At 73.6% G+C, this 22,450-nt stretch carries 23 protein-coding genes and 1 pseudogene; 9 read left to right on the top strand and 15 right to left on the bottom strand.

The annotated features are described in order from the left end of the window. Positions 1-67: 67 nt before the first annotated feature. A complete protein-coding gene (locus tag ACZZ97_RS02040; protein ID WP_463472130.1) occupies positions 68-811 on the bottom strand; it encodes an SGNH/GDSL hydrolase family protein in 744 nt (247 codons plus the stop codon). Between the two features lie 233 nt (positions 812-1,044). On the opposite strand from ACZZ97_RS02040, the gene ACZZ97_RS02035 reads away from it, so the two are divergent. Both ACZZ97_RS02035 and ACZZ97_RS02030 read left to right on the top strand, forming a co-directional pair. After that, on the top strand, positions 1,045-5,790 hold the full coding sequence (locus tag ACZZ97_RS02035) for an Ig-like domain-containing protein (RefSeq protein ID WP_463472129.1): 4,746 nt from the start codon (positions 1,045-1,047) through the stop codon (positions 5,788-5,790). A gap of 395 nt (positions 5,791-6,185) precedes the next feature. Continuing rightward, positions 6,186-6,629, top strand: coding sequence for a hypothetical protein (locus ACZZ97_RS02030; RefSeq protein WP_463472128.1), 444 nt, complete (start codon positions 6,186-6,188; stop codon positions 6,627-6,629). A gap of 237 nt (positions 6,630-6,866) precedes the next feature. Here ACZZ97_RS02030 and ACZZ97_RS02025 read toward each other — a convergent pair whose 3' ends face one another. The 8 genes from ACZZ97_RS02025 to ACZZ97_RS01990 all read right to left on the bottom strand — a co-directional run bounded on the left by ACZZ97_RS02025 (position 6,867) and on the right by ACZZ97_RS01990 (position 13,485). Continuing rightward, entirely contained in the window at positions 6,867-8,168 is a 1,302-nt protein-coding gene (locus ACZZ97_RS02025) for a Y-family DNA polymerase (RefSeq protein WP_463472127.1), read from the bottom strand. Beyond that, the gene (locus ACZZ97_RS02020) at positions 8,161-8,571 is read right to left on the bottom strand and encodes a LexA family protein (RefSeq protein ID WP_463473744.1); all 411 of its coding nucleotides are present in this window, start codon (positions 8,569-8,571) and stop codon (positions 8,161-8,163) included. Before ACZZ97_RS02020 ends, ACZZ97_RS02025 begins: the two co-directional genes overlap by 8 nt. Positions 8,572-8,698: 127 nt before the next feature. Continuing rightward, on the bottom strand, positions 8,699-9,745 hold the full coding sequence (locus ACZZ97_RS02015; protein ID WP_463472126.1) for a medium chain dehydrogenase/reductase family protein: 1,047 nt from the start codon (positions 9,743-9,745) through the stop codon (positions 8,699-8,701). A gap of 94 nt (positions 9,746-9,839) precedes the next feature. Next, positions 9,840-10,421 (bottom strand): TetR/AcrR family transcriptional regulator, encoded by a 582-nt coding sequence (locus ACZZ97_RS02010; RefSeq protein WP_463472125.1) that lies wholly within the window; start codon positions 10,419-10,421, stop codon positions 9,840-9,842. A gap of 67 nt (positions 10,422-10,488) precedes the next feature. Beyond that, entirely contained in the window at positions 10,489-10,968 is a 480-nt protein-coding gene (locus ACZZ97_RS02005; protein ID WP_463472124.1) for a nucleoside deaminase, read from the bottom strand. 97 nt (positions 10,969-11,065) lie between these two features. Beyond that, positions 11,066-11,500: a VOC family protein gene (locus tag ACZZ97_RS02000; RefSeq protein ID WP_463472123.1), complete on the bottom strand. Its 435-nt coding sequence runs from the start codon at positions 11,498-11,500 to the stop codon at positions 11,066-11,068. An 81-nt stretch (positions 11,501-11,581) separates the two neighbouring features. Continuing rightward, a complete protein-coding gene (locus ACZZ97_RS01995; protein ID WP_463472122.1) occupies positions 11,582-12,550 on the bottom strand; it encodes an aldo/keto reductase in 969 nt (322 codons plus the stop codon). After that, the gene (locus tag ACZZ97_RS01990) at positions 12,547-13,485 is read right to left on the bottom strand and encodes a helix-turn-helix transcriptional regulator (RefSeq protein WP_463472121.1); all 939 of its coding nucleotides are present in this window, start codon (positions 13,483-13,485) and stop codon (positions 12,547-12,549) included. The genes ACZZ97_RS01995 and ACZZ97_RS01990 overlap by 4 nt, the downstream gene beginning before the upstream one ends. Before the next feature lie 140 nt (positions 13,486-13,625). Here ACZZ97_RS01990 and ACZZ97_RS01985 point away from each other — a divergent pair, with 140 nt between their 5' ends. Continuing rightward, positions 13,626-14,057 (top strand): VOC family protein, encoded by a 432-nt coding sequence (locus ACZZ97_RS01985; protein ID WP_463472120.1) that lies wholly within the window; start codon positions 13,626-13,628, stop codon positions 14,055-14,057. 165 nt (positions 14,058-14,222) lie between these two features. On the opposite strand, the gene ACZZ97_RS01980 is transcribed toward ACZZ97_RS01985, so the two are convergent. The 3 genes from ACZZ97_RS01980 to ACZZ97_RS01970 all read right to left on the bottom strand — a co-directional run bounded on the left by ACZZ97_RS01980 (position 14,223) and on the right by ACZZ97_RS01970 (position 16,319). Next, on the bottom strand, positions 14,223-15,233 hold the full coding sequence (locus ACZZ97_RS01980) for a MerR family transcriptional regulator (protein ID WP_463472119.1): 1,011 nt from the start codon (positions 15,231-15,233) through the stop codon (positions 14,223-14,225). A gap of 87 nt (positions 15,234-15,320) precedes the next feature. Further along, entirely contained in the window at positions 15,321-15,671 is a 351-nt protein-coding gene (locus tag ACZZ97_RS01975; RefSeq protein WP_463472118.1) for a hypothetical protein, read from the bottom strand. A 57-nt stretch (positions 15,672-15,728) separates the two neighbouring features. Then, entirely contained in the window at positions 15,729-16,319 is a 591-nt protein-coding gene (locus ACZZ97_RS01970; protein WP_463472117.1) for a DUF1349 domain-containing protein, read from the bottom strand. 24 nt (positions 16,320-16,343) lie between these two features. On the opposite strand from ACZZ97_RS01970, the gene ACZZ97_RS01965 reads away from it, so the two are divergent. The 4 genes and pseudogenes from ACZZ97_RS01965 to ACZZ97_RS01950 all read left to right on the top strand — a co-directional run bounded on the left by ACZZ97_RS01965 (position 16,344) and on the right by ACZZ97_RS01950 (position 18,033). Beyond that, a complete protein-coding gene (locus tag ACZZ97_RS01965; RefSeq protein WP_463472116.1) occupies positions 16,344-16,931 on the top strand; it encodes a sugar O-acetyltransferase in 588 nt (195 codons plus the stop codon). Next, positions 16,928-17,485, top strand: coding sequence for a TetR/AcrR family transcriptional regulator (locus ACZZ97_RS01960; RefSeq protein WP_463472115.1), 558 nt, complete (start codon positions 16,928-16,930; stop codon positions 17,483-17,485). The genes ACZZ97_RS01965 and ACZZ97_RS01960 overlap by 4 nt, the downstream gene beginning before the upstream one ends. 30 nt (positions 17,486-17,515) lie before the next feature. Next, positions 17,516-17,785: pseudogene (locus ACZZ97_RS01955) on the top strand (SDR family NAD(P)-dependent oxidoreductase); the annotation flags it as partial. A gap of 98 nt (positions 17,786-17,883) precedes the next feature. Next, positions 17,884-18,033: a hypothetical protein gene (locus ACZZ97_RS01950; protein WP_314100628.1), complete on the top strand. Its 150-nt coding sequence runs from the start codon at positions 17,884-17,886 to the stop codon at positions 18,031-18,033. A gap of 118 nt (positions 18,034-18,151) precedes the next feature. On the opposite strand, the gene ACZZ97_RS01945 is transcribed toward ACZZ97_RS01950, so the two are convergent. Continuing rightward, the gene (locus tag ACZZ97_RS01945; RefSeq protein WP_463472114.1) at positions 18,152-18,754 is read right to left on the bottom strand and encodes a TetR/AcrR family transcriptional regulator; all 603 of its coding nucleotides are present in this window, start codon (positions 18,752-18,754) and stop codon (positions 18,152-18,154) included. 62 nt (positions 18,755-18,816) lie between these two features. Here ACZZ97_RS01945 and ACZZ97_RS01940 point away from each other — a divergent pair, with 62 nt between their 5' ends. Further along, positions 18,817-19,464, top strand: a complete 648-nt coding sequence (locus tag ACZZ97_RS01940; protein WP_463472113.1) for an NAD(P)-dependent oxidoreductase — start codon at positions 18,817-18,819, stop codon at positions 19,462-19,464. 214 nt (positions 19,465-19,678) lie between these two features. On the opposite strand, the gene ACZZ97_RS01935 is transcribed toward ACZZ97_RS01940, so the two are convergent. Beyond that, positions 19,679-20,779: a VanZ family protein gene (locus tag ACZZ97_RS01935; RefSeq protein WP_463472112.1), complete on the bottom strand. Its 1,101-nt coding sequence runs from the start codon at positions 20,777-20,779 to the stop codon at positions 19,679-19,681. 129 nt (positions 20,780-20,908) lie between these two features. On the opposite strand from ACZZ97_RS01935, the gene ACZZ97_RS01930 reads away from it, so the two are divergent. Beyond that, positions 20,909-21,370 carry a hypothetical protein gene (locus ACZZ97_RS01930; protein WP_314100624.1) on the top strand — a complete coding sequence of 154 codons (462 nt, stop codon included), beginning with the start codon at positions 20,909-20,911 and terminating at the stop codon, positions 21,368-21,370. 28 nt (positions 21,371-21,398) lie between these two features. On the opposite strand, the gene ACZZ97_RS01925 is transcribed toward ACZZ97_RS01930, so the two are convergent. Beyond that, positions 21,399-22,400 carry an NAD-dependent epimerase/dehydratase family protein gene (locus tag ACZZ97_RS01925; RefSeq protein ID WP_463472111.1) on the bottom strand — a complete coding sequence of 334 codons (1,002 nt, stop codon included), beginning with the start codon at positions 22,398-22,400 and terminating at the stop codon, positions 21,399-21,401. Positions 22,401-22,450: the final 50 nt, after the last annotated feature.

Here is a 22,450-nt window from a genome sequence, read left to right as displayed (position 1 = left end):
CGTGCGGGCGCGCCCCTGCGTCGGACGGCGCGCGTCGGGCTCCCGCCACCGGTCGCAGACCGGCGCCCTAGGCGCCCTCGTCGAGGAGGCGCGTGAGCTCGGGCGCGAGGGCCGCGGCCCAGAGCTGGTGCACCCGCGACCACGACCAGAGGCGGCCGCGGACCTGCGCGGCACCGGCGTCGAGGTCGGGGAAGCGCACGAAGACGCAGTCGCCGCGACGACGCACGAGCTCTGCGGTCGCCGCGTCCAGCCGGGCGACCTGCCGCCGGATCAGCTCCCGGCCCGTCCAGGCGGTCTCGGTGAAGCGGTCCATCGGCGGGATGCCGCCGACGATCACGGGGGTGAGGACACGGCCGGGCCGACGAGCGCAGTCGAGGAGCCGGTCGAGGTCGCGCGTCCAGGCCTCGGCCGAGGTCATCAGCATGACGTCGCTGAAGCCGAGGGCGACGACGGTCACGTCGACGTCGGCGAGCGCCGCGGTCCCGTTCTCCGCCGCGTCGCGGACCGTGAGCAGGGCGGTCCCGGCCTCGCTCCAGACCAGCGGCCGGCCGCGCCGTGCCTCGACGAGCGACGCCACGCGGGCGAGGGTGGTGAGGTCGTCGTGGAGCACGCCGAAGCGGGCCCCGGCGGGGCTGCCGAGCCAGCCGACCCGGTCGGCCGACGGGTCGGCCCGAGCCTCGACTGCGGCCTGCAGATCAGCTGCCGTCGGGGCCGGCGGGAACGTCCCGCCGCGGACGAGGTGGCGGAACCAGGCCAGCCGGAGGCGCAGCACCGGACGCAGGACCCAACGCGCCAGCCCCGTCGCCCCCATGATCGCGACCGTACCCCGTCGCCCGTCTGCGACGACGTGGGTGATCCGCTGAGCGCACCCGCGCCTCCTGCGATGTCCGCAGAACGAGTGCCGCCCCACTCCTGACAGCCTCGGGGTACCCCACTTGACGGCACAAGTGAGGACAGTCGACCGATGTCGGGACCGGGGACCGCTTGACTCTGACGGCTCGATGATCCCCGTCGCCGAGCACCCACCCGACGAAAGGCTCCGCCGTGCCCACCAAGCACCGCGCTCGATCAGCGCGCCCCCACCTCCGACTGCTGGCAGGCAGCTGCGTCGTCGCGCTCGTCGCCGGCGGCTCGGCCCTGCTCGTGCCCCAGATGGCCTCCGCGGCCGAGAAGTTCTCGACCGCGACGATCTACGGGACCGTGTCCGGCTCTTCCTCCGTGGTGTCGATCGACCGGACCACCGGTGCGACGACCACCGTGCTCACCGAGCCGACCGGCGCGACCGGGCTGAACCAGCTCGGCTTCACGAACGACGGCGACAAGCTGCTGATGACCAACGGGACGAACGTGTACGAGTACACGGCGTCGGCGTCGACGCCGGGCACCGCCTGGGAGACCACCGCCCGCTCGACCGGCGCCACGGTGGCCAACCAGATGGGCGGGGTCGACCCCCGGACGGACAAGTACTGGTTCGGCGGGTTCGCCTCGTCGACGGCCGACGAGGGCACGTTCACCTTCACGAACTACGACCCGGCCACGAACACCATCGCCGGCACCCCGACGACGGTCAAGACCCTGTCGGCTCCCGGCGGCAACGGCGACCTCGCGTTCGACCGCCTCGGCAACATGTACTTCATCTCGAGCAGCGCCGTGCCGTCCGGGGGCACCGGCACCGCCCAGGTCTTCCGCGTCGACGCCGCGGCCCTGGACGGGTGGACCACGAGAGCGACCCCGGTGGGTCCCGTCATCGCGCCGCCGTCGGCCCTCACCTCGCTGGCCTTCGCCGACGACGGCTACCTCTACATCTCCGGCAGCGGGGCGAACAGCTTCCTCAAGGTGAACCCCGTCACGGGTGACATCCTCGAGCGGCGCTCCCCCCGTTCCGCCCTGACCGACATGGGCACGCGCCAGTACCCCTCCACCGGCCAGGCGTCGACGACGCTCTCCGAGGGGCGCCACGACGCCGACGACCAGTTCACCGTCGCCGTCGGCGGCGGGGACATCCCGAAGCCGGCCACCGCGAGCACGACCGACAAGGGCACGTCGGCGACCGCCGGTCCCGTCATCCTGCTGCCCGGCCAGTCGTACACGGCGACGCAGACGCCCGCCAACGACAAGACGAACCCGGCGGACTACGCGACGGAGTACCGGTGCACGGACATCGGGACCGGCGCCGTCGTGTCGGAGGGCACGGGCAGCACCGCCGCCTTCACCGTGCCGTCGGCCAACGGCAGCAACGTGAAGTGCGAGTTCACGAACCCGCTCGCGGGCCCGACCGCCCAGGACGACGCGTCGCGCGGCGCCGTCGAGGGCCGTCCGGTCACCGTCGACGTGCTCGCGAACGACTCCGGCGACCTCGACGCCACCAGCGTGCGCCTGCTCGCGCCCGCCGTCACCGGTGCACAGCTGTCGAGCGACGGCCGCACCCTCGTCGTCCCCGGCGAGGGCACCTGGACGGTCGACGCCGCCACGGGCCGCGTGACGTTCACCCCCGCCGACGGTCTCGTCGGGGACCCGACGAAGGTGAGCTACACCGTCGACGACGTCCGCGGCAAGCGCGGCTCGGCGGCGATCACCGTCGCCTTCGCGGGCACCGCGGTCGCCGACGCCGCGACGACCAGCCAGGGCGCCGCCGTCGAGATCGACGTGCTCGGGAACGACCGCGGCCGCATCGACCGCACCTCCGTGACGTTCCCTGCGGCCGGACAGCCCGCCGGCGCCGTCCTCTCGGACGACGGACGCACGCTGACCGTGCCCGGCCAGGGCACCTGGACCGCGTCGCCGACCACCGGCAAGGTCACGTTCACGCCCGACCCCGCGTTCCGCGGCGACGCGACGCCGGTGACGTACCGCGCCCTCGACGGCGACGGCACCGCCTCCACCGCTCCGATCTCCGTGTCGGTCACCTCTCTCGCCCCCCGGGCCACGGACGACATCGCGACGACCGGGCAGAACGCCCCCGTCACGGTCGACGTGACCGCCAACGACGCCCCCGGCGTGACCGGCGGCACCCCGGTCGACCCGACCACCGTCGTGTTCCCCGCCGCGGGCCAGCCCGCCGGGGTCACGGTCTCGGGCGACGGCCGCGTCGCGACCGTCGACGGCCAGGGCACCTACCGCGCCGACCCCCGCACCGGCGTCGTGACCTTCACCCCGGCGCCCGGCTACGCCGGTCGCGTCGACGTCGTCACCTACCAGGTGTCGGACATCAGCGGCCTGACGGACACCGCCACCATCGAGGTGACCGTGAACACGGTCGCCCCGACGGCGAAGCCCGACCGCCCGACCACGACCCAGGGTCGCCCCGTCGTGACCGACGTGCTCGACAACGACGTGGCCGGCAACGAGCAGACCCCGATCGACCCGACGAGCGTGTCGTTCACCACCCCCGGCCAGCCCGCCGACGCGACCGTGTCGAAGGACGGCCGTACCCTCACCGTGCCCGACCAGGGCGTCTACGAGATCGACCCGGGCACCGGCGAGATCACCTTCACGCCCGAGCCCGCGTTCCGCGGCGAGGCCACCCCGGTCAGCTACTGGGTCGCCGACAGCGACGGCGAGTCGTCCGTGACGACCGTCACTGTCACCGTCGCCCCGGTGGGCCCGGCGCCCGCCGACGACACGGACGCGACGAGCCAGAACACGCCCGTCCTGATCGACGTCACCTCGAACGACGCACCCGGCGTGGAGGGCGGCACGCCGCTCGACCCGACCACCGTCGTCTTCCCGACCACCGGCCAGCCCTCTGGCGCGACGGTCTCGGACGACGGCCGCACGCTGACGGTCCCCGGCCAGGGCACCTGGACGGCCGACCCGACCACCGGAAAGGTGACCTACACGCCCGCTCAGGGCGCCACCGGCACGACGAGCCCCGTCGTCTACCAGGTCGCCGACACGGGCGGGGCCCAGGGCGCCGGCCGGATCACGGTCACCGTGGCGCCCGTCACGCCGACCGCGACCGACGACACGGCCGAGACCCGTCAGGGCACCCCGGTGACGGTCGACGTGGTCGGGAACGACCGCGGCGGCAACGCCCGGACGCCGATCGAGCCGACCTCGGTCGTGTTCCCCGCGAAGGGACAGCCCGCGGGAGCAGCCGTGTCGACCGACCGCCGCACGCTCACGGTCGCCGACCAGGGCAGCTACACGATCGACCCGACCACCGGAGCGATCACCTTCACCCCGGTCGCGGGCTTCCGCGGCGAGGCCTCGCCGGTCGTCTACGGCGTCTCCGACGTCGACCGCACCTCGACCACGGCGACGCTCACCGTCACCGTGCGGGAGGTCGGGCCGAAGGCCCAGGACGACACGGCCAGCACGCCGCAGAACACCGCGGTCACCGTCGACCTCCCGCGGAACGACGCCCCCGGCGTGGCAGGCGGCACGGCGGTCGACCGGAGCACCGTGGTCTTCACCGCCGCAGGCCAGCCGAAGGACGCCGTCGTCTCCGACGGCGGCCGCACGCTGACCGTCCCGGCGCAGGGCGTGTGGACCGTCGACCGCACCTCGGGCGTCGCGACCTTCACGCCGGCCGACGGCTTCGCCGGCTCGACGACGCCGGTCACGTACCGGATCGCCGACGCGGGGGGCGCCACGAGCACCGCCGTCGCCACGGTCACGGTGACCCCGGTCGCCCCGCGTGCCGGGGACGACCAGGCGACCACCCCGCAGAACACCCCGGTCACGGTCGACCTCGTCGCCAACGACGCCGCGGGCGTCCGCGGCGGTGCGACGATCGACCCGACCTCGGTCGTGTTCACGACGACCGGCCAGCCGACCGGAGCCGCGCTCTCCGACGGCGGGAGGACCCTCACCCTGCCCGGCGTCGGCGTGCTGCGGATCGACCCCGCGACGGGCTCGGTCGTCTTCTCTCCGGCTCAGGCCTTCGTCGGCACCACGGCACCGGTCACCTACCAGGTCGCCGACGCACGCGGACTCACCGCGACGGCCACCGTCGTGGTCACCGTCACCTCGGTCGCCCCCACGGCCGCACCGGACAGCGCGCAGACGCCGGCCAGGACCCCCGTGACGATCGACCCCGTGGCGAACGACGCGCCCGGCAACGCCCGCACCCCGCTGGCCCCGACGTCCGTCAGGCTGCTCGACGGGACCGGCTCGCCGGTCACGACCGTCACGATCGCCGGCACCGGGACCTTCACGGTGGACGCGACGACGGGACGGGTCACCTTCGCCCCCGAAGCCGCGTACACCGGCACGGCGACCGTGCCCTACGTCGTCAGCGACGTCGACGGCGGCATCGCCCGCTCGACCGTCTCCGTGACGGTGGGCGCTCCCCCGACCGCCGTGGACGACCGCGGCACGACGGCCCCGGGCACGCCCGTGACCGTCACGGTGACGGGCAACGACAGCTCGGGCTCGACCGCGCTCGACCCGCGCTCGGTGCAGCTCGTCGACCCGGCCAGCGGCGAGCTCGTCTCGTCGGTGACGGTGCCCCGCACGGGCACCTGGCGAGTCGGCATCGACGGCACGATCACCTTCACCCCCGAGGCGGCGTTCTCCGGGACAGCGGCCGTCACCTACTCGGTCGCCGACGAGGACGGCAGCCGCTCGACCGCCGAGCTGGCCGTGACGGTGCCCGCGGCGCCGGGCGTCGCCGTCGCCCCGGCAGCTGACGGAGGCGGCCTGGTCGTCACCGCACCCGGCGGCGGCAGCCTCGCCTTCACCGGCACGGAGCTGGCGGTGCCCGCGAGCATCGCGGTGCTGCTGCTGGTCGCGGGCGGGACCCTGCTGGTGCTCCGTCGCCCGCGGAAGCCGGCACGCCGGCACTGAGCTGCGGGGCACCGGCCGGCAGCGCTGAGCTGCCCGCCCCGGTGAGCCGAGGAGGCGCACGGCACCCGCCGTGCGCCTCCTCCGTCGTCCGCGTGCGCTCGACGCTGCTGCGGCTGCTACTGCCGCTGCTGCCGCCGCCGCCGCTGGGCGCGGGGTCGGCGGGTTCCTGTCGCCCGCAGCGTGTCGCTGTCGCCCGCGGCGGGTCGCTGCCGGGTGCGGCGGGTTCCCGTCGCCCGCGGCGGGTGGGCGCTGACCCGCCGGCGGCTGCGGAAACCCGCCGACTCCAGGATGGTGGGCGCGGCGCGGCACGGACGGGCGGAGGCTCACGAAGGAGGCGGTGCTCCCCTCGATCGCGGGGGCGCGGTGCCGAGACGATCGGCCCTAGCGTCAGCAGCATGTCCTACGAAGAACCGATGGTCGCCTACGACTACGGACCGAGCTTCTCGTCCATCCTCACGACGCTCGCCGCGGTGGCGCTGCTCGGGCTGGGCATCGTGCTCGCGGTCCTGCTGGTGCGACTCTTGCTCGTGGCCACACGAGCGCTCACCGTGTTCAGCCGTGAGCGCGAGCTGCGCCTCGAGGTGCTGCTCGCCGAGTCAGGCGCTGCCGCGCCCCCGGCGCCCGCTGCCGCACCCGCACCCGCATCCGCACCCGCACCCGCACCCGCACCCGCACCCGCACCCGCGACCGTGGAACCGGAACCGGAACCGGAACCGGCACCGGCCGCACCGCCGGCACCGGCCGAACCCGCACCTCCCTCGGCGGACGGCGACGGTACCGAGGACACGCCTCCCCCGGGAGGCGACGCCACAGACGGCGGGGACGTCACGCCGCGCTGAGTCGCGAGACCCGCGATCCCCCCGGCGCTCCGAGCGAGTGTCGGCGGGTTCCCGTCGCCCACGGCGGGCGGGCGCTGACCCGCCGGCAGGCACAGGAACCCGCCGACCGCGACAGCGACCCGCCGACCGCGACAGCAACCCGCCGACCGCGACAGCAACCCGCCGACTCCGGCAGTGCGAGATGTTCCGGGTCCCGAGCGACGTGCGGACCGAGGCGTTCCACGCCGGTGACGAGGGTCAGTTCGCCTTGACGGTGGCGAGCTCGTCCCAGTGGGTGGTCGCTCGGGGCGAGACCATGTCGCGCTTCATCGACCAGCCTCGTCGGTGACGGAGGCCGGCGACCCCGAGCCCGAGGGTGTCCTCGCCGAACTTGCCCGCGATGCGGTCGATGACCGCGCCGTAGGCCGGGGGCGCGGCGCCCTCGAGGTCGAACACGTCGAGGCTCGCGTGCTCGTCGCGCGGGGTGAGCTCCATCAGCGTGACGCCCGCGCGCACGTACCGCTTGCCGGCCTCGAGCTGCGGGCCGAGCGCGGCTATCGCCGCGCGGGCGAGGGTCGCCGCGTCGTCGGTGGGCTCGGGGAACGCCACCGACACCGAGTGGTTCGTGTGCGCGGCGCTGTCGGAGAACGGGGAGGTCGCCGCGAAGCAGCGCATCATCCGCGTCAGCGAGCCCTGCCTCCGCAGGCGAGCCGCGGCCCGCTGCGTGTAGACGGACAGGACCTCCTCGAGCTCGGTCACCGTGGTGACCGGCACCGCGAACGACCGCGAGTGGTAGATCTGCTCGCGCTCGGGCTGGACCTCCTCGATGGGCAGGCAATCGACGCCGCGCAGCTCGTGCACGACCCGCGCCTGCACGACCCCGAACCGCGCGCGGATCCGAGCCGCGTCGGCGTCGCGGAGGTCGGCGGCGGTGTGGACGCCGAGCGGTGCGAGCTTCTTCGCCGTGCGACGACCGATGCCCCAGACGTCGCCGACGTCGACGCTCGCGAGGATCGCGGTCTGCCGGTCGGGGGCGTAGCTGCCCAGGTGACAGACGCCTCCCAGTGCCCGGTTCTGCTTCGAGCCGCGGTTCGCGAGCTTCGCGAGGGTCTTCGTCGGCGCGATGCCGATGCTGACGGGCAGGCCGATGAGCTTGCGCACGGCCCGCCGGATCTCTCGGGCCTGCGCGATCGTCTCGTCGAGGGTGCCGGTCAGCTCGATGAAGGACTCGTCGATCGAGTACACCTCTTGGCTGCTCGTGTAGCGGCTGAGCACCTCGGCCGACCGGGCCGACATGTCGCCGTAGAGCTCGTAGTTGCTCGAGACGGCCACGACGCCCTGCATCTCGGCGATCGGCGCGATGCTGTGCCAGGGCGCGGCCATGTCGACGTTGAGCGCCTTCGCCTCTTCCGACCGAGCGATGACGCAGCCGTCGTTGTTCGACAGGACGACCACCGGCCGCCCCTCGAGGGCAGGGTCGAAGACGCGCTCGCACGAGACGTAGAAGTTGTTCGCGTCGACGATCGCGATGCTGCGCTCCGACCTCCCGAACTCAGACACGGTGCAGGCACCTCGTCACGACGCCCCAGATCGTCGCCTCGTCGAGCTCGGACAACACGATCTCGGGGTAGGCGGGGTTCTCGGGGCTGAGCACCATCTGCCCGTCGCGCCAGGACAGGCGCTTGACCGTGAGCTCGGCGTTGACGACCGCCACCACGACGTGGCCGTCGTGGGCGTCCAGACCGCGGTCGACCACGAGCTCGTCGCCGTCGAAGATGCCGGCGCCCGTCATGCTGTCGCCGCTGACCCGCACCAGGAACGTCGCCGTCGGGTCGCGCATCAGGTGCCGGTTCAGGTCGACGGGCCCGTTGTAGTACCCCTGGGCGGGCGACGGGAACCCGGCGTGCACGGCCTCGGCCGCCTGCTGCGGGAGAAGGCGGTCGGGCCGCGGCTCGCCGCCCACCGCGCCGATCACCTCGGTCACGGTCGCTCCTCCCACGTCATGCCCGGACGGTAGCACCGGCCGCCGACACTGCCGCAGCGGCCGACAGCAGCTGCCCGCGGCCAACAGCCGGCAGCCGCCCGGCAGCTCACGGCACGAGCACGACCTTGCCTGCCAGCGTGCGCGACTCGGCCAGCTCCATCGCCTCGACCACCGCCTCCAGCGGGAACAGGGCCGCGACGTTCGCCGTCACGACACCGTCGCGCACGAGCTCGAGCACCTGCCCCAGGTCGCGCTCGAGACGGGCACGGAACTTTCGCGGCGTGCGGGAGTGCCCGCTCCACAGGTCGTAGAACGTCGCCCGTCGGCCGTTGGGGAGGACGCTCCAGGCCCCGATGCGGACGAGCTGCCGCAGGAACGGCGGCCAGATGCTCCCCGTGCCGCCGGTCGCGCTGGCGATCGCGTACGCGACGAGCGTGCCGCCGGGCGCGAGCAGCGTCCACGCGGTACGGGTGACCGCCCCGCCGATGTTGTCGAACACGGCGTCGACGCCGCCGGGCACCAGGGAGCGCACCCGAGCGGCGAGGTCGGGATCGGCGTAGTCCACGGGCTCGGCGCCGGCACGACGCAGCGCGTCGTGGTGGCGAGGCGACGCCGCCGCGATCACGCGCACGCCGTGGTGCAGCGCGAGCTGGATGAGGACGCCGCCCACTCCCCCGTTGGCGCCGAACACGAGCACTGTCCCCCCGGGCCGGACCCGCGCCGACCTGTGCAGCATCTGCCACGCCGTCACCCCGTTGACCGTGACGGTCTCGGCGTCCTCCGCGGCGACGCCGTCCGGCACGACGACCGAGTCGCGCTCGCGCACGACCGCCTGGGTCGCCCACCCGCCCGTCCTGGTGAGGCTGGCGACGCGACGGCCGACGAGCGAGCCGTCGCCGCCGGGGCCCACGGCCGAGACCGTCCCGACGAGGTCGTAGCCGGGCGTGAAGGGGAACGCCGGCTGCCCCGGGTAGCGCCCGCGGCGCATCGCCTGCTCCGCGAACGAGATGCCGGTCGCCTCGACGGCGACGAGCAGCTCGCCTGCTCCCGGCTCGGGCGTCGCGACCTGTTCGATCAGCAACCCGGAGGGAGGCACGACGCCCGGCAGGACGACGCGGGTGGTGGTGGCGGAGGCAGCAGTGATGTCGGTCATGGAGGTCTCTCTTCTCGGGGCGGTGGTGAATGGAGTTACTGATTGGTCAGTCACAAATGCAGGCAGTAGAATCGAGGGGCCGAGGAGGCGCCCGTCACCGGTGCCGGATCCCCGCGGTCACCGAGGCGGCCCAGGAGTCGCGCACGGAGGCGAGGTCCGTCTGCACGATGAGGTGGCACAGCTGCCCGTACGCGATGAACCGCTGCACGTCGGCCGGTGCCGCGCCGGAGACCCGCTCGACCGCCCGGACCACGTCGCGGAGACCGTCCCGCACGGCGGCGCGGATCTCGGGCACGGCGCTGGCGCTCTGCGCCTGCGACTGCATCATGATCAGGTCGCGGTCCTCGACGAGGGCGACGTACGCCTCCGTCATCGCGTCGAGACGGCCCGACGGGTCGGTCGACGAGCTCGCCTCGCCTGCCTCGACGAGGGCGTCCGCCACTCGCGAGTACGTGTCCTCCACGGCCGCGAGGAACACCCCGAGCTTGCCCGGGAAGAGCCGGAACACGTAGGCAGGCGACACCCCGGCGGCGGCGGCCACGTCCGCGACGGGTGTCGCGTGGTACCCCTTCTCGGCGAACACCCGCACCGCGGCCGAGGTGATCCGGGCGCGCTGCGCCTCCGCGGTCGAGCGGAGGGCGGTGCCGGAGGCGGTGCCTGTGCTGGTCGGGGACATGTGACTGAGTGAACACTTACATGTCGCACCTGTCAAGGGGCGTCGCGACGCACCCGTCGAGGAGGCGTCAGGACGAGTGCCGTGCGGTCCAGTCCGCGAAGGGCGCCGTCGCGCCCTCGACGTGCCCCTGCTCGGCCGCCAGGGCGCGGTCGTCGGGGGCCTTCGCGTACTCGTCGTAGAAGGTCGCGAGGCTCATCAGCCGGTTGCCGTCCTCGTAGTGCTCCCCCTCCTCCTCGCGGCTCACCGCGTAGATCACGCGGTCGGGCTGCGCGTAGTAGAGCGCGCCGAGGCACATCGGGCAGGGGTACGCGGTCACGTAGGCGTCGAAGCCACTGAGGTCGGTGATGCCCTGCTCGGCAGCCTGGCGGATGGCGAGGATCTCGGCGTGCGCGGTCGGGTCGCCGGTCTGGGCGACGTGGTTGCTCGCCTCGACGACGACCTCGCCGTCACGGACGAGGAGGCACGCGAAGGGCTTGCCCCCGGCGTCCACGTTCTCCTGGGCGCGCTGGACGGTGAGGGCGGTGAAGGTGTCGTCTCGTTCGGTCATGCCCCGAGAGTGCACCTCGCGGACGCCGAGGCGTCCAGCCAGGCCGCAGCATGCAGGCAGCAGGGAGCAGGCCACGCCCCCAGGAGGCGGTGAGCTGCTACGCGGAAGCGGTCGCGTCGGCGTCGGCGTCGGCCTCGGGCTCGGGCGCGTGCTTCATCCAGAACGGCGAATAGTGGTACCCGTCCAGGTCGTCGAACTGCCGCTGGTACATGAACGGGTAGTCGTCGGTGTCGCCGACGCGACCGCCCGCGGCCGCGGCGCGCTCGACCAGCTCGTCGACCGCCTCCTTGCTGGGCAGGTCGAACGAGACCGTCACCTTCGAGGGGGTGTCGGGCCCGCCGATCAGTTCTTCGACGCCGCCGACGCTCTCGTACATCGCGCGGCTCGTCAGCATCACGTTCTGCTCGGGCGCGATCGCGAAGCACGACGACTCGGGGCCCGACATCCCCGCCTGCAGCTCCCAGCCGAGCGCGGCGTAGAAGGCTGTTGCGCGCTCGACGTCCGCGACGGGGCAGCTGAGGAAGAGGGTCATGCGCACACCCTCGTCCTCGGCATCCCCGCCGTCAAGGTCCGGACGTCCCGGATGCCGCCCGAGCCGGTCGAGCGCCGTGGGTCACCACCAGAAGGGCGCCTGTGGCACGTAGCGCTCCTCGAGCCGGCGGACGTCGTCGTCGGTCAGCTCGACCTCGAGCGCGGCCGCCGCCTCGGCGAGGTGGTGCGGCTTGGTCGCGCCGACGATCGGGGCCGACACCACGGGGTTCCGGAGCACCCACGCGACGGCGATCTGCGCCATCGACACCCCGTGCTCGGCGGCGACCTGCTCGACGGCGTCGATGACCGGGCCGTCGGCGTCGGTGTCGAACGCCTTCGCGACCTCGTCGACGGCCGAGCGGTCGGTCGTCACGTCGCGCGGCCTCGTCAGCCGCCCCTTGCCCTGCGGCGAGTACGGGACGAGCCCGACGCCGAGGTCGGCGCAGAGCGGGATCATCTCCCGCTCCTCCTCCCGCTTCAGGAGGTTGTACTGGTCCTGCATCGCCGCGAACGGCGTCCAGCCGTGCACGGCCGCGGCCGTCTGCAGCTTCGCGAACTGCCACGCGAACATGCTCGACGCACCCGTGTACCGGACCTTGCCGGCGCGCACGAGGTCGTGCAGCGCCTCCATCGTCTCCTCGACCGGCGTCTCGTCGTCGAAGCGGTGGATCTGGTACAGGTCGATGTAGTCGGTGCCGAGGCGCCGCAGCGACGCGTCGACCTGCTCGAGGATCGCCGCGCGCGACAGCCCCGAGCCGCCGGGCCCGTCGTGCACCCTGCCGCTCACCTTGGTGGCGAGCACGATCTCCTCGCGTCGCGAGTACTCGCGAACGGCACGCCCGACGAACTCCTCGCCGGTGCCCTGCTGGTACACGTTCGCGGTGTCCCAGAACGTCACGCCGAGCTCGACCGCCTGGCGGAAGAAGGGCGCGGACGCCTCCTCGTCGAGGGTCCAGGTGTGCAGGCCCCGCGTGGGGTCGCCGTAGCTCATGCAGCCGAGGCCGATCCTGCTGACGCGCAGGCCGGTGGTGCCGAGTCGCCCGTACTTCATCGTGGGGTGTCCTCGCGTCGCGCGTCGTCCTGCCTGGGGTGCCGGCCCGTGGCCAGCCCGGTCGCCCGCACCTCCTGGCTGGCGGGGGTCGCGCCCCAGCTGGCGAGGAGGCGGAGGCGCTCCTCGGTCGGCGAGCCCGGCTCGGCGCTGTAGATCAAGAAGTTGAGCCCCTGCTGCCCCATCGGCTCCATGGCCTCGTAGACGAGCTCGAGGTCGCCGACGACCGGGTGCCGGAACGCCTTGTTCCCCGACGCGTGGTGCCGCACCTCGTGCGCACCCCAGCGGGCGCGGAACTCGTCGCTGCGCGTCGAGAGCTCGCCGACCAGGTCGTGCAGCGCCTTGTCGTGCGGGTCGCGGCCCGCCTCGGTGCGGAGGATGGCCACGTTGATGTCGGCGGCGATCGACCACGACGGGTAGAACGCCTCGGCCAGCTCACGGTGCAGGAACACGAAGCGGGCCAGGTTGACGGGGCGCCCGGGCAGCGCGTACAGGTCGGAGTACAGGGCCCGGAACAGCGCGTTCTCGCCGAGCACGTCCATCCGGCCGTTCCGGACGAACGCCGGGCCGGCCGTCACCGAGTCGAGGGCGAGCTGCAGGGCACGGGAGATGCCCGACGGCCGCGAGCGGGCCCGCGAGCGGCTGCGGACGGGCGACTCGTTGGCCGCACGGGCGAGGTCGCCCAGGTGCGACCGCTCGGCGTCGTCGAGCAGCAGAGCGCTGCCGATCGCCTCGAGCACCGCTTCCGAGACGCCCCCGAGGTCGCCGCGTTCGAGCCGCGAGTAGTACTCGACGCTGACGCCGGCGAGCATCGCCACCTCGGTCCGTCGAAGGCCCGGCACCCGCCGACCAGGGCCGCCGGGCAGCTCGACCTGCTCGGGCGTCACACGGGCTCGCCTCGTGGTGAGGAAGTCCCGCACCTCGCTCTTGTTGTCCATGGCATCGACCGTACGACGCCGGGGCGGCCGGATGGGTGCTCCGGTGGGGCACCCCGACGAGAGCCTGCGGCACACGGCCCGTCGGCGCTCAGCCACCAGGGGCCCTGGAGGCGCGGCCGGCCCAGGCGTAGCCTCCCGCCATGACCGTGCACCTGCGACAGACCGTCCTCGACGCCGAGGACGCGCGCGCCCTGGCGAGCTTCTACTTCGGGCTGATCGGCGGGCAGTACCGCCCCGGCGACGAGCCCGCCGCGGACGGGACCGACGACGGCGCCGAGTGGGTGGCGTTCCGGACTCCTGCCGGGGTGCGGCTCGCGTTCCAGCGGGTGCCCGAGCTGCCCCGGTCGACCTGGCCCGACGGCCCGGTGCCCCAGCAGCTGCACCTCGACTTCATGGTCGCCGACGCCACGGAGCTCGAGGAGCACCGGGCCCGCGCGGTCTCGCTGGGCGCCACGGTCGTGGACGACCAGAGCGCCGACCCGGCGGAGGCGCTGTACGTGTTCACCGACCCTGCAGGGCACCCGTTCTGCATCTTCGTCGCCGAGGGGGCGGACGACCCGACGGCCTGGTGACCGACTGCGCAGGAGGTGGCGGACCGGTGGGCGAGCGACGGCCTCAGCCGGCAGCGGCCAGGGCCCGCACCTCCTGAGCTCGATCCGAGGCCTCTCAGCCCGAACGACCAGGTGAACCGGCGGAGAGCGCTGTCCCGCGTCCCTCCGAGAGCACTTCGTGTCGGTTCACCGGGCGAGGTGCGCCCCCGCGGTCGCGCTCGACTCGTCCACGGCGCCGGCCAGGGACAGCTCGAGGGCGAGCTCCAGGCAGCGAGCCCGGGCCGGGGAGAAGTCGTAGGGCATCATGCCGACGGCGTCCGCGAGGCTCCGCGACCTCCGCCGACCACCGGACCCGGACCCGGCCCCGGACCCGGCCCCGGCGCCGGCGCCGGCGCCGGGCTCAGGGTCGGCCCCCTCCGGGTGCAGCTCGTCCCAGGCCGCGACGAGTGCGTCGTCCTCCGAGTCCTGGCCGGACTCCTCGATGACCGCGAGCAGCGCCTCCTCGAAGGCGTGCCGTTCAGCGGCCACCTCGGCCACGCGGGGGTCGTCGACGGCGACCGTGTCGTCGAGCGCAGTCTCGGCCGCTTCGACGCGATCGGACTCCGCGCGGAGCTCCGGTCGGGTCGCGAGCGCGACGAACCGGCCGGCCTGCACCGCGGCGCCGAGCGGGCCGAAGATCCGCTCGGTGACGAGCAGGGCGTCGAGGTCGTCCTGCCGGAGCGAGCCCTCGGGCAGGCCCGTGAGCCGCTGAGAGACGAACTCGTCGAGCAGGCCGGTCCGGCTGCCCAGGGCGCGCATGCGGCGGACCGCGGCGCGCTGGCGCTGCAGCTCCGCCTCCTTCGCCTCGAGCGTCGCCTCCAGCTGCTCGAGCACGTCGGCGACGTCGCCCTGGCCGGCGGCGGCACGGTCCGGGGCTCCGGCACCGGCCGCGCCGTGGGCGGCGGGACCGTCGACGGAGGAGCCCGCGAAGGCATCGCGGATGTCGCCCAGGGCGATGCCCGCGTCGGTCATCTTGCGGATCCAGAGCAGCCGGATCATGTCGTCGTAGTCGTAGCGGCGGCGCCCGCCGCCGTCGCGCTCGGGCTCGGGCAGCAGCCCCAGCGAGTGGTAGTGGCGGATCGCCCTCGGCGTCGTGCCGACGAACGAGGCGGCGTCGCCGATGGCGACCTGACGGGGCGGGATGAAGGACGTGGACACGGGGGGCCTTCCTGAGGGGGGCGCGGGAGGTGGTGCAACGGTCCCCACCAGACCACATGACGTCGCGTCAGGTGCAAGTCCCGCAGCTCACCAGGGGCCGAGGTCGCCGCCGTTCAGGCCGTAGAGGGCGATGCCGACGATCGCCGCGATCGCGAGCACGGCGACGACGAGGGGCGCCCAGTCCATGAACACCGCGGAGCGGGACCGGGGAGGCACAGCCGCACCGGGGCCGCCACCACGTCGGCGAGCCGCCGGGCCGTGCGTCTCGGCCTCGCGACCGCCGTGCGCGTCGCCTTCACTCAGGCTCCCGGCCTCGGCCTGGCCCTCGAACTGTCCCTCGGACCGGCTCTCGCGCTCGGCGGCAGCGAGGCCCTCACGGAGCGCTTCGCGGAAGCGGCGATCCGCGGCGGAGCCACCGAGCTCGTCGGGGTCGGTCATGGTGCTCCTGTCGGTGTGCGGGGACTCCTGTCTACCGTCTCCGCGGCCGATGCGCCGTCAGCCCACGGCCGCCGTCACCGCCACGTCGGCCTCGCCGGTCGTCCACGAGGTGAAGTGCACGGTGAGGTCGCCGCGCGACGGGGCACAGCACATCGGCCCCGCCGAGACGCGGGCGCGAGGATCGAGCGGAGCCACCCGGACGAGCCGCCAGGGCTCGTCGTCCACTCGGGCGCGGACGGTGAGCGCGTCGCCCGAGCGGCTCGCGCGGATCGTGACCTCCCGGCCGTGCCAGCCGGGCACCGGCGAGAGCGACCAGTCGGACACGCCCCGCGTGACGACGGCCCCCAGGCTCTCCTCGCCGTCGCTCCGCTCGACGCCGGCCTTGGTCCAGGTCTCGTCGTCGACCTTGACGAAGATGCCCGCCTGGTCGAACTGGGCGGTGAAGTCCAGCCGGAAGGTCACCTCCTGGGCGGTGCCCTGCTCGAACGGGACGAGCAGCGCGTGCTCGGTGTCGTGCACGAACCCGTAGGAGGTGGTGCGCCAGGCGTCGCTCCCCTCGACGGCCGTCACGTGCAGGCCGTCGGACGCGACGTGCACCTGTGCGGGGGCCGTCGTCCAGGTGCCGGAGTTCCAGTCGATGTCGGTCATGACGTCGAGTGTACGCTTGTACACATGACACAGGACCACTTCGCGGGCGATGACCGCAGCAACCGCGAGCGGATGCTCGCCGGCGACCTCTACGTCGCCGACGACCCCGAGAGCGCCCGGCTCGCCCAGCGCGCCGTCCGGCTCGCCGACGCATACCACCGCGCCGCGATCGAGGACGAGGCGGCAGCTCGTCCCCTGCTGGAGGAGCTGCTGGGATCGTTGGGGGAAGACGCGTTCGTGAAGCCGCCGCTGTTCGTCGACTACGGCGAGAACATCCGCATCGGCGCCCGGACCTTCGTCAACTACAACCTCACGGCCCTCGACGTCGCCGCCGTGACGATCGGCGAGGACTGCCAGATCGGGCCGAACGTCCAGCTCCTGACGCCGACCCACCCCGTCGAGCCGGGGCCGCGACGCGACCGGCTCGAGGCGGCCCTGCCGATCACGATCGGCGACAACGTCTGGCTGGGCGGCGGGGTCATCGTCTGCCCGGGCGTCAGCATCGGCGACGACAGCGTCATCGGCGCGGGCGCGGTCGTGACCCGCGACGTCCCTGCCGGCGTCGTCGCGGTCGGCAACCCCGCGAGGGTCGTCCGGAGCGTCACCGGATGACCGCTGCCCGGTCGCCCCGCCGGGCGGACCCCGGCCGACGGGACCGCATCCTCGAGTCGTGCCTCGACGTCGTCGCCGATGTGGGAGTGGACGGCACCACCCACCGGCGCGTGGCGGTCGCCGCCGACGTGCCCCTCGGCTCCATGACGTACCACTTCGACGGGATGGACGAGCTCCTCCTCGAGGCCTTCGCGCTCTTCGCGGACCGCGTCGCCGAGCGGTTCCGACGCCGCCTGGCCGGCGACCTCACACCACAGGAGGCGCGGCGCGCGGTGGTCGAGATCGTCACCCACGACGTCGTCGGCAGCCAGCGCGACCTGGTCCTCACCCACGAGCTCTACACCCTCGCGGCGCGACGCCCCGAGTACCGGTCGATCACCCAGGCGTGGATGGCCCGGAGCCGTGCCGCGCTCGAGCAGCACTTCGACCCCGAGACGGCCCGCCTGCTCGACGCCCTGATCGAGGGCCTCACGATCCACCGCGCCCTCGACCCGGAGCCGGCCGACGAGGACGTCGTGGCGACGGCCGTGGGACGCATCGTGCGTCCTGGTTGACTTTCCGATTCGGAAACTCTCAGTGCCGTCGTGACCGGGGCGTCCTCCGGCCTGGGCGTCGAGACGGCTCGGGCCCTGGCCGCGGCGGGCGCGAGCGTCACGCTCGCCGTCCGGGACACCGACCGCGGCGAGGCCGTCCGAGCACAGATCGAGGGACGGACCGGCAACCGCAGGCTGGACGTCCAGCAGCTCGACCTCAGCGACCTCGACTCCGTCCAGTCGTTCGTCGGGCGACGGCAGGCGCCGCTCGACGTGCTCGTGGCCAACGCCGGGATCATGAACCTGCCCGCCCGCCAGCTGACCCCTCAGGGCTGGGAGGCGCAGTTCGGCACCAACCACCTCGGCCACTTCGCCCTGGCGCTCGGGCGACCTCGGTCCTCCTCGCCGGCTCGCCGACCGTGGACGGCGTCACCGGGCAGTACTTCGAGGACGCTCGACCCGCCGAGGTCGTCTCCGAGCCCGCGGACCACGGCGTGCTGTCGGCCGCGCTCGACCCGACGACCGCCGACGAGCTCTGGGACTTCTCCCTCGCGGCCGTCCGGCGCTGACAGCCCACGGCACTCTCCCGGACGGGGACCCTCCGGGCGTCGCGTGAGCATCGCGATCGACCTGCCCGGCCACTCGCACCGCACGTCGAGGCGATCGGGCCAGCCCGCACTCGATCGTCTAGGACGACCGGGTGGCCCTCTCTCGGAGGGACGACTCGAGCATCGTGTCGACGGCGGCGTCCACGAGGCGGTCGGCCTGCGCCCGGGCGATGCGGCCGGACGAGACGAGCGCCGCGATCCCCTGCATGGTCGCCGCGAAGAGCATCTTGAAGACGTCACGAGCGTCGGCGTCGGAGGGCGCGTCCGCGGCGGGCCCCAGTGCACCGTCGAGCACGGAGAAGAGGACGCCCGCCGCCTCGTGCAGCCGGCCGGCCCGCTGGGTCACCTTGGCCTGGAACATGAGCTCCATCAGCGCGGCGTCGTCGATGGCGAAGTCCACGTAGGCCCGGGCCACGCGTCGGAACCGGACGGGCAGGTCGCCGCCGGCCTCCAGCACCCGGCGCACCTCGGCCGTCAGCCGCTCGAAGCCGAACTCCGCGAGGGCGTCGAGCAGCGCCTGACGATCGACGAAGTGGCTCCGTGGGGCGCCGTGGCTGACACCGGCCCGGCGAGCCAGGTCGCGCAACGACAACCCGTCGACGCCCGACTCCCGGAGGACCGCGGTCGCCTCGTCGAGCAGCACGGCCCGCAGGTTCCCGTGGTGGAAGGGCCGCTGCGTCATCGGCCCAGCATAGACCCGCACTAGTCATTGCCTATTTTCTAGTCAGTGACTAGATTATCCGCATGACAACTCAGCGATCCCTCCTCGTGTTCGGCGGCACGGGCCAGACCGGCCAGCACTTCACCCGCCTCGCCCTCGCCGACGGGCACCACGTCCGCGTCCTGGCGCGGACTCCCTCGAAGCTCGCCCTCGACGACGACCGCCTCGAGGTCGTCCAGGGCTCCGTCACCGACGACCTCGACCTCGACGCGCTGCTCGACGGAACCGACGCGGTCGTGATGATGCTCGGCGACGCGGCAGCCCAGCGCGAGCGCCCGGTGAACACGCCCCTCGTCCGGGCGCTCGTGCCGGCCATGCGTCGCACGGGCACCGAGCGCCTCCTCTACCAGGCCGGCGGGCTGAGCGCCGCGCCCGGCAAGCCGCTCGCCCCTGCCCTCCGGCTGGTGCGGAGCACGATCGCCCGCGGCTACATCGGACAGCACGAGGACAACGAGGCGGTGATGCGGTACCTGGACGAGGAGGCGCGGGACATCGCCTGGACGGTGCACCGTGCCGGGATCGGCTCCGACGGCCCGTCCCGGGGCGAGCTGCAGCGCTCGGCCCGCAGGATCAGCATCGGCACCTTCGTCGACTGCGCGAACTACAACCTCAGAGCCCTCTCGGACGACTCGGCCGTGCACACCTGCGACGGCAGCGCCTACCGGCGCTAGCTCAGGCCGGGCTCCCCCAGGCGGCCGCGGGGGTCCCGGCGAGCGCCCCGGTGACGAGGGCCTGCACGAGGCGGTCGGCGTCGTAGTCAGGGTCGGTCGCGGCCCCGATGCAGAGGTTGCCGACGGGACGTCGGGCGCGTGTCGCGTCCTGTTCCGAGCATCACGTCTTGTCGCGGCGAGACGTGATGCTCGGAACAGGACGTGACACCGCCACCTAGGCGCCGAGCTGCGCCGACGGCGCGTCACCCGGTGACCGGTCGTCCTCGACGTCCACGCGCAGGACTGCGAGAGCCAGGCCGCGCCTCCCTCGTGTCGACCACACCGCGATGACGGACGCCATCGCCAGCAGGGAGGCGACGAACGCGAACAAGGGGACGTCGAGGGCGAGGAGCGTCGCCCACCCGCCGGAGCCGAGCGCCCAGCGCAGCAGGCGCCCACCCGCCCCAGGACGAGGTGTCGGCCGAAGGCGGACGACGTGCTCGCCGAGGGTGCGGCCGGAGGCCAGGACGACGACCAGCTGCACCGCCGGCGCCACGAGCGCGCCGGTCGTGACGAGCGCCGCCAGCAGCGGGTCGTCGGCGTCGCGTCCGGCGAGCACCCAGGCGAGCGTCGTGCCGACGCTGAGGACGCCCGAGAGCAGCCAGATGGCCAGGACGTCCGAGAGCATGCCGGAGAACCGGCGGGCGGCGGTCACGGGCCGGGGCCGGTCGGCGTCGACGGGGTCGCTCGAGCCGGCCAGCAGCCCGACGAGGGGTGCCAGCAGGGTGCCGACGACGGCACCGGCGGTGTTGGCCATGAGGTCGTCGACGTCGAAGAGCCGGTACGCGCAGGGGTAGAGGAACCAGTCGCCGGTGAGCTGCGTCAGCTCGATGAGCAGCGAGACGACGAAGCCGGCACCGAGGCCGACCAGGAGGCCGCCGAGGAGTCGCCTCCGGGCGACGGCGTGCCGGGCGAGGGCACCGAGCGGCACGAACAGCAGCACGTTGAAGAGGACCTGCGCGATCGCCGGGTTCGTCAGCAGCGAGCGCGGCCCGGAGATGCCGCCCTCCTTCACGATGTCGCCGACGAACGCGAACGGGGTCAGCTGCGGAGAGGCCGGGGCGGCGCACATGTTCGCGACGTCGGCAGGCAGGGGAAGCAGCGTGTAGGTGACGAGCGCGAGGGCGTAGACCAGGGTGCCGAACGCGACGAGGCTGCGTCGGACGCCGAGGTGGCCGTGTCGGCGGTACTCGGCCGCCGTCCACGGCACCAGCGCGCCGACCGCCAGCACGGAGCCGATCCCGAACGCGAACACTCCCGGCAGCACGTTTCCCATGCCCAGAAGCTACCGGGATCAGGACCGCCGACACGTGGCCCCGGGGGCCCGTCCGAGTCGTCCCCGGGTACCGCGACGCCGGCCCCTCAGGGGGACGACCCTGAGCCCGGGCGCCCCGAGACTCGAGACATGACGAACGACACCACCCCAGCCCGTGCCCGCATCCGTGTCCGAACGGCGGCCGCAGCCGCCGCTGCCCTGAGCGTCGCCCTCCTGGCGTCGGGCTGCGCCTTCATCCAGCAGCACGTCGGCGACGCCTGGAGCGTCACGTACGAGGTCAGTGTGGACCAGCCGGTCGGCGCCGAGCTCACCGGGACCCGGTTCGACGGTGCTGACGCACGCGGCGACGAGGTGACGACGCAGGACGTCGGCCCCGTGCGCACGGCCACCGCGCAGGACGGCGGCTCGTCGTGGGAGGCGGAGTCGATCGTCCTCGCCCAGGGGCAGGCCTCGGTCACCGCGACGCCGGCACCGGGCGCGACGGCGACCTGCCGCATCCTGCTCGACGGCACGCGCGAGATCGCGACCGCGACCTCGGCGAGCCCGGGTGCACCCGTGGAGTGCACGGTCGACACCCCTCGCTTCGACTAGGAGGCGCCTGGGCAGGTGCGACGAGCGGTCAGGCTCCGAAGGCGCGAGCGCCGGCGAGGAGCCGCTCGAACGCCGCCTCCGCCGCCGGGTCGACCTCGCGACGCGAGGCCTCGGCGTCGTACCACTCGACGACCTCCCGAGCACCCGTGGCCCACGACGTCGTCGCCTGCCAGCCGGGCACGAACGCCTTGACCTTCGCGTTGTCGAACACGACGGAGTGCGCCTTGTCGCCCAGGAGACCCGGGCCCCACTCGGGCTCCACGAGCGCGACGCTCTCGCTCGCCACGTGCACCAGCCTCGGGTCGTCGACGCCCGCCGCGGCCGCGAGGCTCGTGTAGATCTGGTCCCACGGCAGGGCCTCGTCCGAGGTGATGTGGAAGACGTCGCCGACAGCGGCCGGCAGGCCGAGGAGCCCGACGAACGCACGGGCGAAGTCGGCGTGGTGGGTCAGCGTCCACAGTGACGTGCCGTCGCCGGGGACGACGACCTCGAGTCCGCGCCGCATCCGGTCGACGACGGTCCAGCCGCCGGTGACCGGGATCGTGGTCCGGTCGTAGGTGTGCGAGGGGCGGACGATCGTGACCGGGAAGCCGCTCTCCCGGTAGGCACCGACGAGGAGGTCCTCGCAGGCGATCTTGTCCCGGGAGTACTGCCAGAACGGGTTGCGGAGCGGAGAGGACTCGCGGATCGGCAGCGCGGCGACGGGCTTCTGGTAGGCCGACGCCGAGCTGATGAAGACGTACTGGCCCGCCCGACCGGTGAAGAGGTCGATGTCGGCCTGCACCTGGTCGGGGGTGAACGCGACGAAGTCGACGACGACGTCGAACGACCGGTCGCCGAGGGCCCGGCTGATCGACGAGGGGTCGGACACGTCCCCCGTCAGCACCTCGACCCCAGGAGGCGTGGGCCGGGTCGACGACGCCCCGCGGTTGAGGACGGCGACGTCGTGGCCGAGCTCGACGGCTCGGGCCGCGGCCGCCGAGCTGATGATGCCGGTGCCGCCGATGAACAGGACTGTCAACGCTGACATGAGGAGGTCTTCTTTCTTCGAGGAGGACCGCCCCAGTCTGCTCGTTCCGG

The organism is Frigoribacterium sp. AC512, assembly GCF_979258295.1.
Note: the sequence above shows the minus strand (reverse complement) of the source record. Positions and strands in the feature narration are given on the sequence as shown.